The sequence below is a fragment of the Mucilaginibacter sp. BGA-UO-ETr-C110 genome, assembly GCF_059567985.1.
Window position 1 is genome coordinate 2,111,772 of record NZ_JCAQPB010000002.1, and the last position, 14,386, is coordinate 2,126,157.

7 protein-coding genes are annotated in these 14,386 nt (G+C 40.6%); 3 read left to right on the forward strand and 4 right to left on the reverse strand.

The annotated features are described in order from the left end of the window. Positions 1 to 10: 10 nt before the first annotated feature. The 3 genes from AC57BQ_RS09805 to AC57BQ_RS09815 all read left to right on the forward strand — a co-directional run bounded on the left by AC57BQ_RS09805 (position 11) and on the right by AC57BQ_RS09815 (position 2,462). Positions 11 to 253 carry a RidA family protein gene (locus AC57BQ_RS09805; RefSeq protein WP_496406098.1) on the forward strand — a complete coding sequence of 81 codons (243 nt, stop codon included), beginning with the start codon at positions 11 to 13 and terminating at the stop codon, positions 251 to 253. Positions 254 to 513: 260 nt separating this feature from the next. Next, positions 514 to 771, forward strand: coding sequence for a glycoside hydrolase N-terminal domain-containing protein (locus tag AC57BQ_RS09810; protein ID WP_496406099.1), 258 nt, complete (start codon positions 514 to 516; stop codon positions 769 to 771). A gap of 59 nt (positions 772 to 830) precedes the next feature. Continuing rightward, positions 831 to 2,462: a glycosyl hydrolase family 95 catalytic domain-containing protein gene (locus AC57BQ_RS09815; RefSeq protein ID WP_496406100.1), complete on the forward strand. Its 1,632-nt coding sequence runs from the start codon at positions 831 to 833 to the stop codon at positions 2,460 to 2,462. 492 nt (positions 2,463 to 2,954) lie between these two features. Here AC57BQ_RS09815 and AC57BQ_RS09820 read toward each other — a convergent pair whose 3' ends face one another. The 4 genes from AC57BQ_RS09820 to AC57BQ_RS09835 all read right to left on the reverse strand — a co-directional run bounded on the left by AC57BQ_RS09820 (position 2,955) and on the right by AC57BQ_RS09835 (position 14,235). Continuing rightward, entirely contained in the window at positions 2,955 to 4,529 is a 1,575-nt protein-coding gene (locus tag AC57BQ_RS09820) for a glycosyl hydrolase family 28 protein (protein WP_496406101.1), read from the reverse strand. A gap of 153 nt (positions 4,530 to 4,682) precedes the next feature. After that, positions 4,683 to 8,744 (reverse strand): hybrid sensor histidine kinase/response regulator, encoded by a 4,062-nt coding sequence (locus tag AC57BQ_RS09825; protein ID WP_496406102.1) that lies wholly within the window; start codon positions 8,742 to 8,744, stop codon positions 4,683 to 4,685. 319 nt (positions 8,745 to 9,063) lie between these two features. After that, a complete protein-coding gene (locus tag AC57BQ_RS09830) occupies positions 9,064 to 10,899 on the reverse strand; it encodes a RagB/SusD family nutrient uptake outer membrane protein (RefSeq protein WP_496406103.1) in 1,836 nt (611 codons plus the stop codon). An 18-nt stretch (positions 10,900 to 10,917) separates the two neighbouring features. Beyond that, entirely contained in the window at positions 10,918 to 14,235 is a 3,318-nt protein-coding gene (locus AC57BQ_RS09835) for a SusC/RagA family TonB-linked outer membrane protein (RefSeq protein WP_496406104.1), read from the reverse strand. Positions 14,236 to 14,386: the final 151 nt, after the last annotated feature.

Here is a 14,386-nt window from a genome sequence, read left to right on the forward strand (position 1 = left end):
TAAAGTAAACATGTCAATTATTAAACACAACCCAGCCGGGGTGTTCCCGCCTTACCGCAGTTATAGTCATGCTGTTGAGATTAAAGGCAATTCAAACCTATTGATCATAAGCGAACTCAACGGTTACCTAGCCGATGGACAAACCATGCCAGAAACATTTGAAGAACAGGGTGAAATAATATGGCAGCATATTGGCACCATTCTCCAGTCGGCTCAAATGGATTATCAAAACATAGTTTCTATTCGCACCTAGCTGGCCGACCCACCTTCAATTGCGCATCAGGTAAATGGGCAATAATCAGCCCGCCTCAACGGTAGTTTGCTGCCAGTTATTAGACCCTAAATGGAAATTGGAAGTTGAAGCGATGGTCGCGAAGTAAAATCGAATTTATTTATTTAAGTAATATTAGTATTATAGCCAAAGGAAGATCCTTGCGGAAATATGAGGGTTTCTAAAAAGATCAAACCATCTTCGTCAGACTCCCAAGTTGCTTTAATTTAACAGCCAAGATAATGATAATAAAGAAATTCGTGTTGACAGTTTTATTAGGATTTCCGTTAACCGCGGTTTGCCAGTGCGATCTGAAACTATGGAATCAGCAACCTGCTACTACCTGGACGGAAGCCTTGCCTTTAGGTAACGGGCGTTTAGGAGCCATGGTGTTTGGCGGCATTAAAATGGAATTACTCCAGTTAAATGAAAGGACTTTAGGGACAGGTGGCCCGGCCCGGGCAAATGTGAACCCCAATGCTTATTCCACCTGTTATTAACACGGGAAGCATTATTCAAAGAGGAAGACTATACCAAGGCTGAAAGCTATGTTAAAAAGATGCAGGGTTATTTTTCCGATTCCTATCTGCCATTGGGCGATCTGGTGCTTACGCAAGATTTCGCGGATACAACTACTACCACTTATTACCGTGACCTGGATATTAAGGATGCTATAACAACCACAGGTTTCACCATTGCCGGAACAGTATACACGAGGCAAATGTTCAGCTCTGCACCGGATCAGGTTATAGTGATGCATCTTACTTCCAATAAAGCAGGTCAATTAAACTTCAAAATAAGGTCTGCGTCGCAACTGCTTCATCGTGCGATAGTTGTCAGTAGTAATGAAATGGGGTTCAAAGGGAAAGCGCCATCACACATCGAGCCTGATTATATCCAATCAAATCATCCGATAACCCAAACGGATACCCTGGGATGCCGCGGCATGCGTTTTGAACTGTTGATCAAAGCAACAAGCCATGAGGGTGCAATCAGTTCGGATTCGAGCGGTATCACCGTAAAGAACGCGACCGAGGTTACCGACTATCTATTCGCAGCGACCAGCTTCAACGGTTTTGATAAATGTCCCGATTCGGAAGGAAAAGACGAGGACAAGCTGGCTAAGGAATATTTGAACGCAGCCACCAAAAAAAGTTGGCAAACCTTATTAGCCGCACACTTAGCCGATTATCATCGCTACTTTAATCGGGTTTCGTTTCACCTCGCGGCACCCGCTATCAATAATAACGCAACGCTACCTACGGATCAGCGCCTGCTAGGATATACCAAAGGCGTTAAAGACCCTGCATTGGAAATGTTGTATTTTCAGTATGGCCGCTACCTGTTGATTTCCAGTTCACGGCCGGGCGGCGTAAATGCCAATTTACAGGAAATCTGGCACAAAGAGATCAGGCCGCTCTGGAGCTCTAATTATACCTCTAATATCAACGCAGAAATGAATTACTGGCTCGCGGAGGGAACCAATCTTTCAGAAATGGCGTTGCCCTTTATCAATTTTATTAAAAATGTGGCGATCACCGGTAAAGTTACAGCTACACAGTTTTATCATGCGCGGGGCTGGGCGGTTCATCATAACAGCGACATATGGGCGTTGTCAAACCCAGTGGGTGACATGGGAAGCGGTACACCGGCAGCCGCAAACTGGGCTATGGGTTCGCCCTGGCTATCGCAACACCTCTGGTGGCATTACGAGTTTACAAAAGATAAAAAATACCTGCATGATACCGCTTATCCTTTGATGAAGAGCGCGGCACAGTTTTGTATGGACTGGCTGGTGAATTATAAGGGATACCTGGTCACCGCGCCATCGGTATCCCCCGAAAACATTTTTTTTGACGATAAACATCAGCGGAATAGCGTATCCATTGCTACCACAATGGATATGTCGATCATCCGGGATTTGTTTATCAATGTGATCACCGCGTCTGAGATTCATGGCGAAGATAAGGCTTTCCGCGATACCCTCATTGCCAAAATAGCCAAATTGTTTCCCCTCCAGATCGGCAAAAAAGGGAATATACAGGAATGGTATAAGGATTGGGAAGACCCCGACCCTGTGATACCAGTAGCCACACCAATAGGAGTGCCTTTTATGCCGACTGTAGCACCGATTATTGGCTCATCGTTCTTAATATCTACCACCTTGCCGATAATGGTTTACTGCGCATAACTCTGCGCAAATAGAAAGACGAGCAGGAAATTTACCGTAAAGAATTTCCATTTTTTGTAAAAGTCAAAATTTCTCATGTCGGTTAATTAGGTTTATATTGATGGTTAATTAATTGGTAAAAGAAGTGCCAACTAAATTATGAATTATGTCAAAAAAAACACAAGCTGTTGACTCTGCGGGTGCTTACTTGCACTGTTTTCTCTAATTTTATTCATTTGCATTGATAGCTGATTATGACCTGTTCCCAAGTACTAGAGATATCTTAGAAAGCAAGATTCTTTTAAACAGCTCACAAATATTCTTTCAGTATAGTTAAAATGGTCTAATGAAAACCAATCATTAGTTGTAAAATATCACTTAATGCTCTTGTATTATCCATGTGGTCCGGAACGTCCTTAATTGGTAGCGGCCATTACTATAACGTGTTCTTTGCATCTGCATATTAATGAACAGTAAGCATGCAGCCTACTAAGAAAGTATGCCTGGATACCTTTACTTAGAACCAGGGTTATCAGTAGACTTTGCAGGCGTTTGAATAAACTGGAGACCTTTTACATGTTCACCAACCCATATATTAGCCATATCACCTGTTTTATAAAAACCGGGCTTGCCAGACATATTATCTGCAATTACCTGCCCATTTATCCTAAGGTTTTCAAAAAGTACATTTTTGATGCCCCGCGTTTCGTCGTAACCTGAAATGACTGAAAGATTAGCTTTGATTCCATTATAGGTTATATCTTTAAAATATATATTTTCGATTCCGCTGCCAGGAGAGGTATTATACTTTTGATTGTACATGACTCGGATATTCACTAACTGCCCCTTTCGGATATCATCAATACGAATATTGTTGAAAGTAATATCCCTCAATAAATTACTGTCGCCTGCGTTTAAGGCCATACAACCCTGATAATCTATTTGATTTTCATGCTGCTCAAGTATATCGACATTTATAAATTTAATTTTCTCCAACGTGTCTGGATGTGGTGTATCACCATGAGTACCGATAAGTAAAGGGTGAGCGATATCTGCCCAAAGGATTGAGTTTTTAACCGTAATATTTTTTGTATTCCCGTAATACTCCCAACGGTGTCCATATATGGCCACACAATCATCAGAATTTCGCATGTAGACCTGGTTGATAAGAATATCTGAACTACAAAACACATCTATTCCATCGGCATTTCCTTCCGAACTAAATGATTTAATATTACTGATGCTTATACCGGTTGATTGTCCGATGAGTATGCTATATTTATGCGGCAGTACAACAGGCCCATTTACTTCTACGTTTTTGGCGTATTCTATAGTAATCTGATCATTACGTCCGCCCTGTTCTTGGTGTGCCACTGAATCAGCCTTATCTGCCTGGTTTATTAATGGTAACTGCGTTAATATACCATGACCCACGATATGAACATTTTTAACTCTGCTTACCAGTAATTGACCTTGAACAATAGCCCCTCCGTCAATGTAAACTGTTTTGTTGGATGGGATTTTTAATATACCTATTTGATGAAATCCGGGGCCGTAATAAATAACATCAGGATTGGCCTTTGATGGCTTTTTTGTTTCAATTGGATTGGCAAACAGTTGAAGATTATGAAAGATATCGTCATTAACCTCTATGGAAATATTACGGGGTTCTGTTAAAGAAAAAACAATAGTATTTCCCACAATCTTAGGAATAATTCCATAAGCAGATGGCCTTATTTTAACCTGTTGGATAGGGCCTTTTTGATAAGTAACCGTTACCTCAACCTTACCTGAAAAGTCGAAATATCCAAAGGCAGTATGTTGAACTGTATTTGTAGTGCCAACCACTTCAGTTACTGAAGCGGTATAGGCAGGTATCGGTAATTCCTGATGCCCGGATTCTTTTACCGTGATCTTAAAGTCCTTATTTAAAACAACACCTTCGGGTGCTTTGTAGGTAATCAGTTCTGCATTAGCATAAAGGCAGGTATTAAAGATCAGTAAAATAAACAGTAAGTTTTTTTTCATTAGTTTTAATTTTACACAAAAAATAGGCTTTGAAGATTCCTGGAAAAATTCAGTTCTCATAATTGCCTTAAAGGGTTTTTAACAGCTTATAATTGGTAATATATCTGTCTTCCAGAATATTTACAGTGCTAAATTGCTTTGAAAAAAAAACAATAATGGGTGGTAATTGGGTCAAAAAAAGGGGGTATATAGCGTAATCATGTCGGCAAAACACTAACGCTTATTTCTTGAATAGGAAATACTGGTGTTTAAATTGTCTTTGTTGATAAATGCCTTCCTGTATTTACGTATGAAATCCGACGGATTCATTTCAAAAAGCCTGTTAAACTGCTCACGGAAGTATCTGATATCCTGAAACCCAATCCTAAACGCGATCTCTTTGATTTGCAAATCGGTCTGGATCATTAATTCGGCACCCTTTCTCAACCTTATATACCTGATGAATTCTGTACTGGACAAGCCAGAAATTGATTTGATCTTCCTGAATAGTTTAGATCTACTCATGCCAATTTCATCGGTAAACGTTTTTAAAGAAAAGCTCTCATCTTCTAAATGGCTTTCAATAATCCGGATGCATTTAGCTAAAAACTCGCTGTATTCGGCAGGGATCTTCAAGCTATTATTCTTAAGCGTAATTTCGTTAAAGAAATAATTTTTAAGGGTGCTCCTGCCTTTCAACATGCTTTTTATGCGTGCAATCAGCAGATCACTTTCAAAAGGCTTAGTAATATAATCATCAGCCCCACATTCTATGCCCTTCAGTTTAATCTCAGGCGACGAGCTTCCGGTTAATAGTATAATAGGAATATGGCTAAATGAAGGTGATTCCTTCATCTTTGAGCAAAACTCAACACCATTTACACCATTCATGATAACATCACAAACTATAATATCCGGTTCACATTCCAAAACGGTTTTAAAACCCGCTTCTGTGTTCCCGGCTTCATGGATAATAAATTCATCCTGCAATAAGTGTTTCACGTAACGCCTTACTTCTACATCATCATCAATCAGCAAAATAATGGGTTTCTTATTGACCACATCATCCATGATTTCGTTAATATGTGTGGTAGACGTCATCAAGTAGCTTTCGGCAGTTTCAAGCGGCTCTGTAATAAGTTCCTGCAACAGCGGGTGGGTAAGTTTGCTTTGATTCTCCGGCTCCTCCAGAATATCGGTAAGCATGTGATCATTTATCTTGGGTAAGGATATTTTAAATGTGGTACCCTTTCCTAATACACTCGTATAGGATAATTTACCCTGATGCAGTTCCATATATGTTTTTGCCAGGAAAAGTCCGATCCCAAAACCACTTTCGTTTATTTTATCTGCATCCTGATTGAGCCGGTAAAATTTTTCGAATAATTTTTCTCCGGTATCCTCTGCAATCCCATAACCGCTATCTTTTACTAATACTTCAATAAACTCATCATCCTTCTCCATCCGGACACTGATGGAACCATGTTCAGGTGTATATTTTATAGCATTTGACAAGAGATTAAACAGCACGATTTCAAGTTTTTCCCTATCCGCATAAACCTTGATATTGCTGTCATGACAAAGGAACTGATAATCAATTTTCTTGGCTTTTACCTGATTATTAAAACAAAGGAAAACTTCATAACAAACATCCTTCAGGTTTAGTATGGATGCATTCAGATCAGCCACTTCATTTTCGGAGCTCCGGAATAATAACAACTGATCAACCAAACTTAGCAAACGGCGCGAATTGCGGTACACTGCACTAATATCTATCAAATCAATATTGGTTCCGTTGCTATGCAACAGATCTTTAATCGGGTTAACGATAAGGGTTAAAGGGGCTCTCAATTCATGTGATACATTTGTAAAAAAAGCGATCTTTTTTTCATTCAACTCCTTAGCAAATTTTACTTCATATTTTAATTGGGTTTGTTTTTTATGGTAAAAAAGGTAACCATAAATTGCTGCTACAATACAACTTAAGTATAAACAATAAGCCCACCACGTGCGGTACCATGGCGGCAGAACATGTATGGTCAATGAAATTTCTTCTGACATCCAGCGACCTTCGGCATTGGTGCACTTTACTCTGAATGTATAATTCCCCTCGTCCAGGTGGGTATAATTGGCAGAACGTGTATTTCCTGAATGAGTCCAGCCACGATCCCAGCCTTCCATATAATAGGCATACTTAATTTTATCAGGTGCAGTATACTCCAATGCGGTAAAATCAAAGGAAAATATTGCCTTATCATAAGGTATTTCTATTGTTTTGATATTATCCGCAAAAATTTTCCGGACCCAATCCGCATTTTTCTCTAAGGCCTGATTATTGACAGTTATTCCAGATAACACCAGTTTAGGAGTACTGTTAATGTCTGTGATTTTTTCAGGATAGAAAATATTAATACCTTCTATACCTCCAAACACCAGTTCACCTGTATTCAGAACAGCCTTAGAATTGTAGTGAAACTGGTTACTTTGCAGTCCATCACTTTTGTAATAATTTTTAAAGGTTTTGGTACGTGGATTAAACTTTGATAAGCCATTAAAGGTACTTAGCCACAGATCGCCCTCCTTATCTTCCAATATATTTAATATAGAATTATTACATAGCCCGTCTTCGGTAGTATACCGTGCAACAATAGCAGATTTGGCACGATCAAACAGCACCAATCCTCCTCCCTCTGTACCTATCCAGAAATTATGCCTGCGGTCTTCATATATGTTACGCAAATAATACCCCAATTCAAAAAATTGATGCTTTTTGCTTTTCCGATCTATCTGGACTAATTGGGTAAGTGTTCCTGCCCAACATCTTCCTTCAGTATCAAGGGTAAGGCTCCACAGATCCGAAAGATTAGTGTCAAATGCGATAAAACGGTTGCTTTTCTTATCAAAAGTATAAAGGGCACCATTTATACCATCCCCTTTCATTGTTCCCACCCAAATATGCCCGTCCTGGTCCCGGCACATGGTGGAAACAACCCTATTTTCCGTATTGGATAATGGATTTATGCATTTATACCGCTGGAATGTATGTGTTGCCCTGTTATACCTGTTTATACCATTAAAAAAGGTACCCGCCCAGATATTTTTCTCATCATCTCTGATGATATTGGTTACAAAGTTATCGCTAAGCGAATTGGTGTTTCCCGTTTCATTTTTAAGCTGACTGAAAGTATTTGTTTTCCGGTTCCATATCACAATGCCCGCACCTTCTGTACCTATCCACAGATCGTCATTAATATCCTGATAAAGCGCATACATTGCTCTTTTAGGTAAAGAACGCTGATCTGCCGGATCATGGCTAAGTGTTTTAAACCGCCCTTTTTGTGGGTCAATGATATTTACTCCTCCATTTAGAATACCGATCCAAAACCGGTTATCCTTATCTTTATATATTGTGTAGGCAGCATCATTTGAAAGTGGGCTGGCCCCGTTGTCGGTCCTCAGGTAACTAACCTTTTGTGTTAGCGTATTGTAAATATTTACCCCCCCGCCATTGATGGTCATCCATAGCTGTCCCTGCTTATCCAGTACCATGTCTGATACTTTACTAAAGGTCAGTTTCCCTTTAGCTTGATCAAGCACCTTGGTCATTACTCCTGCCTCATCCTGATAAAAAAACAAGCCCTCACCTGTTCCAATCCAGATATTACCGTTCTGATCGGGTTCAATGCAATAAGCATTTCTGACTACGGAACTAACGATACTTAATTTATGGCTATCGCTACTGAGCATACAAAGCCCAACTTGTGGTATAAATACCCATATCCGCCCCCTATTATCAGGTTTAATAGTCTGAACATCATAATCCCATAGTTGAGCCTTACCATTATTGATAGGGATTGGTACAGCCTGCTTTGTCGATTTGTCTTTAAAAAGCAAACCTTTACCCAACGTTCCCAGCAACATGTTACCTTTTTGGTCAGACTTGATGACCCGCACACCAACCGTTATTTCCTCACTTTGGCCACTTTCCCGGGATATATAATTGACCGTTGAAAACTTGCCCGAAAGATTATTGTATATACATGCTCCTCCATGAGTACCTATCCACATATTAGATTGCTCATCCTCGGTTATTGAAAATATGTAATTATTGATCAGCGAGCCGGGATCTTTGAATTTATTTCGGAAAATCTTAAAACTGTAACCGTCATACCTGTTGAGACCATCATATGTCCCGAACCATAAAAAACCTTTATGATCCTGATAAATACACCTCACGGAATTATTAGATAAACCCTGATCAATACCGATGTATGACAATGGCTGACACTCCGACATTTTCACATTGCATAAAATAAAGGAAAACAGTATGACAAGTTTGCTATACTTCATGTTTGCAAAAATTATTGTCCTAAGTACACTTAATTGGTTAACACAAATATGCGCGAATAATTTTAACATTTCCGTTAAATTATCAGGAACAATTATTCAATTTACTGGTATGATATAAAACTAATAAAACAGGATAAGATCATCGATAATCGTCGCCAATAAAAAACAACCATAAAGCATCAGAAAAAAAGCAATGCATCCTTAATAAATTCAAATAAAAGCTATAATAACCACCTAAAGGCAGCTATTATAGCTTTACCAGCTGTTACCAGCCGGGATTTTGGACAAGTTTAGGGTTTAAAGAAAGTTGTTGTGCCGGTATAGGATAAAGATAATTCTTCTCGCTAAACTGCCTTACCGTTTGATCGGTGATCAGGCAGCCATTAGCATCCTTTGGATTGGTAGGCACCGGGTTAAGAGGATCGGGGCCGAGTTGTGCCTGTGTACCTGTATATTTAGTACCAAGAGGCCAGGGGCTTACAAATTCAGCCAAATTCCCATAAGCTGTACCGCCCACATTGCTCACCAGGTCAATGGCGGCGCTATGCCATCGCTTGATATCATCAAACCTGAAATCTTCGTCAAACAGCTCAATAGCACGCTCCCGTCTGATCTCTGTTCTCATATCCAGACCGTTCATGCCTGCAAAGCTATTACTTAATGGAGGCATGGCTTTATTAACACGTAAACGTACCAGGTTTAATGATTTATTCAGATCAGCATCGCCAATGGAACCATTACGTTCATAAACCGCTTCAGCATAATTTAATAATACCTCTGCATACCTGATCACCGGGTAGTCTTCCGACTCAAATTTATCAGCTACCGGGCGCTCCGAAATCCATTTTTGACCCCCATAACCGGCAGGTCTTACTACCTGCTCGGCGGTTGCCCGGTCAGCAGCATCATTCGTCCAGTTAACCCTGCCATTAAGCAAACCAAACCAGTAGTATTGATAAGGCACTTTAATGGTATAGCCCATCCGGCTATCCCGGTTCTGATACTCTGAAGTATATGTTTGATATCCCTGGAATAATGGCGATTTTTCTACCGGCAGCCCATCAGTACATAAGAACATATTGGCAAATTTTCTGTTTACCCCGGTACCATTACGTGCGGAACGGCTGATGTTTACACCAGCTACTTTTATAACATCATCATATCTTACCGCCAATACATACTCATGATTAGCCGCTTTGGTAACACCAGCCGGGTTAGATTTTGGATTCTCTAAAATAAATAGATATTTCTGGGCCGAATCACCTAAGATGGTACTATTCCCTCCCAGCGCGTTGGATGCGGGTGTTCCAAACAGTGCATATTGATTACTGGCAATAGCAGCATTAGATGCGGCGACTGCTTTGTCAAGCAATCCATTATACCTTGTCGCATCCCCACTTCTGAACTTTTGCCAGGTACCTTCATAAAGGCATACTCTTGATAAAAAGGCCTGTGCCGCCATCTGTGAAACTCTGCCATAATCTCCGGAATTAGCAGAAATAGATACCGGTAAACCAGGTATAGCAGCCTGCAGATCGGCTATAATTAAATCAGCCACCGCGTCCCTGGTAGCTCTTGCTCCGTATAATTCAGGTGATGTGGGGTCAAGTAGGGTTGTTACAATGGGCACTCCCCCATATTGTTGCAACAGATCAAAATAAACATATGCCCTGAAAAACTTTGCCTCGGCCACAAACTGGGCAATACCAGCCTGATCTGTATATGATGCAGCTTTAGTGAGCAAATAATTAGTTGCTCTTATCCTGGCATAATCTGTTGTCCAATTACCGGCATTACCCTGGCCAGGTTCTGTAGTCGGTACGCTATTCGTGCCAGCGCCAAAGCTTCCGCCACCGCCGGTTAAATCAGACCGGCCATCGGAATGCGGGGCATCAGTAACTCCCAGCAATGTTGTAAAGTTTTTAAGGTAACCATAATACTGATTGGCAAAGGTTTTAAAATCAGCAGGGGTTTTAAAATAAGCCACATCAGAAAGCTGATCAAGCGGGGTTAGGTTCAGGGACTTATTACAGCCGTACTGGCTTATGGTAAATAGTATTGCTATCAATACCAATATATATTTTTTGCTATTCTTTTTCATTTTCGTTGATAATTAAAATTAGAAAGTAACATTAGCTCCAAGGGTTACATACCGGTAAAAGGGGAACCTTTCATTTCCGGCTACCGTTCTTGTTACTTCAGGATCCCATCCATCATGAATTTTTGTTAGCTCCCATAAATCACTTCCGGAAAAGTAAATGCGAAGGCCCTTGATAGCCCCGCTTTTTTCAAGCCATTTTTTCGGGAGTGTATATCCGACCACCAGGTTTTTTAAACGGATGTAAGCACCATTTTCAACAGACCAGGAAGATATCTGGTAGTTATAAGTATTAATACCATTGTTTTGTGCTGAGTGCAAATTAGGGAAATAAGCATCCGGGGTACTTGGCGACCATGTATTACCAACATAGGCATCACTTTGCCCCTGATAAATGGATTTATAAGGAACCCGCATATTGCCTGATCTGAAGATCGTTCTTTTAGCAACTCCCTGAAAAATGGTGTAAAAGTCAAATCCGTTCCATTGCAATCCCAGGTTTAAGCCAAAGCTATATCTTGGATCGTTGCTACCCAAATACACCAGGTCGCCAGGATTTGTGGTACTGGTGCCTATACTTAATTTACCATCACCGTTTACGTCTTTAAAGGTATTATCACCCGGGCGAAGACCGGAAACCTGACCAGCCGGATTAGCCAACGGGCTTGGAACCGGTAAGCCTATATTATTGGTACTGCCTGCAGGTGCATATTTGGCATTATAAGCATCAACCTGTGCCTGGGTTTGCAGGCGACCATCATATTTTAAACCAAAGTAAGAGTTTAAAGGATATCCCTCCACTGTTGGATTAAAGCCGGCACCCAAAACATTGGCCCCGCCATAATGAACCAGTTTATTCTGATTATCGGTTATTGTTCCGGTAATACTATAGGATACACTACCAACTTTTGACTTCCAGGTCAAACTACCTTCATAACCCCACGATTTCAGATCACCGATATTAGAAGCAGGGGCACCGGCTCCTAAAACACCCGGATAGGTTTGCCCCAACAACATGTTGACGTTTTCATTTCGATAGATGTCAAAACTACCGGTTAAGTGATTATTAAGGAACCCAAAATCCAGGCCTATATTTTTCTTTTTTACGGTTTCCCAGGTCCTGTTTAAGGATACCAAATTTCCTGCTGTGGTTACCGTAGTTGCCGTACCCGAACCAAGCAGAGCACCACCTGAGCTTACAGCTAACGACTGAATATAATCATACAACCCTATTCCACCCTGGTTACCCGTTGTTCCATAAGAAACCCGCAGTTTAAGTTCATCTACCACTTTTTGGCTCTTCATGAAGCTTTCGTCAATAATACGCCAGCCACCTTGTACACTACCGAAAAACTTCCACCTGTTGTCTGCGATGAATTTGGAAGACCCATCATATCGCCCTATAGCCTCTAATAAATACTTACCCTTGTAGGCATAGGTTGCCCTGCCAAAATATGAACCTAATGCATAATGGTTCTGAGTTTCTCCATTGGTTACATAACCGGCGATTCCATTATTTAAACCAAGCCCTAAGGATGGAATATTATCATTACTCAGGTTATATGTCCTGGTGAGAAAAGAGTTAAATTCATCTCTTTCATAAGAGCTACCGAGCATTACACCAACATCATGTACCTTATCAAAGGTATTATTATAAGCTACCCTGCCAATCAGGTTATAAAAAGGCTCTGTGGTATTCATCCTTTGGTACCAGGTATTGTTAACATTATCATTCCCTCCGGAGGATGGTAATGTTTGCACCAGGATATTACCAGCATAATTAAAATATTGAACCTGCTTTTGTTGTATCCGGCTATCCTGGAACCAGGTATTGTAGCCTGCTACACCGGTAAAAGTTAAGTGTTTAGCAAAATTATAAGTAAGTGTACTGTTAAGCAGGACCCTGGTATTAACCTCCAGGTTGGCACCACCATCCCTGGCTGCTCCTGCAGCACTGAAAACAGTTCCCCATGCATAAGGCTGGCCTTGTGAAGTGAAGGCCGGCATACCTGGTTGCGCATATTCACTAAGCGCACTATAACCGTTATAACTATACAGTGATGGTTGCTGTATACTGTTTCTTTCTAATGATATATTGGTTTCCAGTTTAACCTTCTCACTAAAAGTATAATCATTATTAAACCGCAAATTGTATCGCTGGTTTCCGTTGGTTCCCCATCGGAGTTGGCTCCCATCATTTAAGTAGCCTAATGACACCCGATAACCTTCTTTTTCTGTCCTGCCAGAAAAACTTAAGTTATGCTGGGTTGAAGTTGCATTTTGCCACAATATTTTTTGCTGGTTAGTATCAAAAAAGGTAAAATCCTTTACATCGCCAAAAGACGGCAATGGTACACCATTGTATAACACTCCATTAGCAGAACCGGTATAGCCGGGTAGTTTGGTAATATCAATATAACCTGAAGCTGGCGGATTAGTGGCCAGCGCAGCTAACTGGTACCATAAGTAACTGGTAGGCGCTACACCATAATTATCATTCGTTAATGCCTGCATTAACCCTTCGCCCCATTGCTTATCTTTAATAAGGGTTGGCTGCAAACCAAGTATCTTTCTGGATACAGAACCATCATATTGAACAACCATTTTACCTGCTTTTGCTTTTTTAGTAGTGATCAGTACGACACCAAAAGCCGCTCTTGCCCCATATATAGATGCAGAAGCATCTTTCAAAACTGAGATGTTATCTATATCATTCGGATTGATGGAATTTAATTCAGCGTTACTAGACAAAGCAACCCCATCTAATATAATCAGGGGATCCTGTCCATTGGTAGATGTCGCCCCCCTAATCTGGAAATTCCAGTTTTCTCTTCCCGGTTGTGCCGAAGTACGCGTTACCACTACTCCGGCTACTTGTCCCTGTAATGCAGCCAATGGATTATTAATTGGCCCCCTGTCTTCAAAAACCTTGGCTGATACGGTAGCTATGGCTCCTGTAAGTGTAGCTTTTCGCTGTGTACCATAACCCACCACAACTACCTCACTTAAATCACTGCTGTTAGAGGCTATGGTGATAGTCATTGAAGCATCCAGGTCAGCCACAACCTCCTTGCTTATATAGCCAATGTAACTGATCTGCAAAACAGCTCCAGGCGATGCTTTAAGTTTAAAAATACCAGAGACATCAGTTACTGCTCCGATTTGAGTACCCTTAATTTTTATAGTTGCTCCGATAATCGTTTCATGGGTTTTGGCGTCGATCAACTTCCCTGTTACCATCTTGTCCTGCGCCATGGAGTTCAGGCAGAACAACAAGGAAAGAAAAAGCGTAATTGTAGCCGCTTTGTACCTTGATAGCAAAGTAAAATTTTTCATCATAATTAGTTTAAATTAAAAATTGGTTACTAAATTGATTTATTGACCGATACATGAGGTACCTATATCAATAGTTGTTTATAATTTGGCTGCTAATGTATAGTGTAGAAAAAAAATAAAAAGGGGTGTATGGGGTCAAACAGCGGGGGTAAAT

Coding starts and splice junctions, on each gene's coding strand:
- AC57BQ_RS09810 (WP_496406099.1), top strand. CDS start 514: ATGATAATAAAGAAATTCGTGTTGACAGTTTTATTAGGATTTCCGTTA.
- AC57BQ_RS09835 (WP_496406104.1), bottom strand. CDS start 14,235: ATGATGAAAAATTTTACTTTGCTATCAAGGTACAAAGCGGCTACAATT.
- AC57BQ_RS09820 (WP_496406101.1), bottom strand. CDS start 4,529: ATGAGAACTGAATTTTTCCAGGAATCTTCAAAGCCTATTTTTTGTGTA.
- AC57BQ_RS09815 (WP_496406100.1), top strand. CDS start 831: ATGCAGGGTTATTTTTCCGATTCCTATCTGCCATTGGGCGATCTGGTG.
- AC57BQ_RS09830 (WP_496406103.1), bottom strand. CDS start 10,899: ATGAAAAAGAATAGCAAAAAATATATATTGGTATTGATAGCAATACTA.
- AC57BQ_RS09805 (WP_496406098.1), top strand. CDS start 11: ATGTCAATTATTAAACACAACCCAGCCGGGGTGTTCCCGCCTTACCGC.
- AC57BQ_RS09825 (WP_496406102.1), bottom strand. CDS start 8,744: ATGTCGGAGTGTCAGCCATTGTCATACATCGGTATTGATCAGGGTTTA.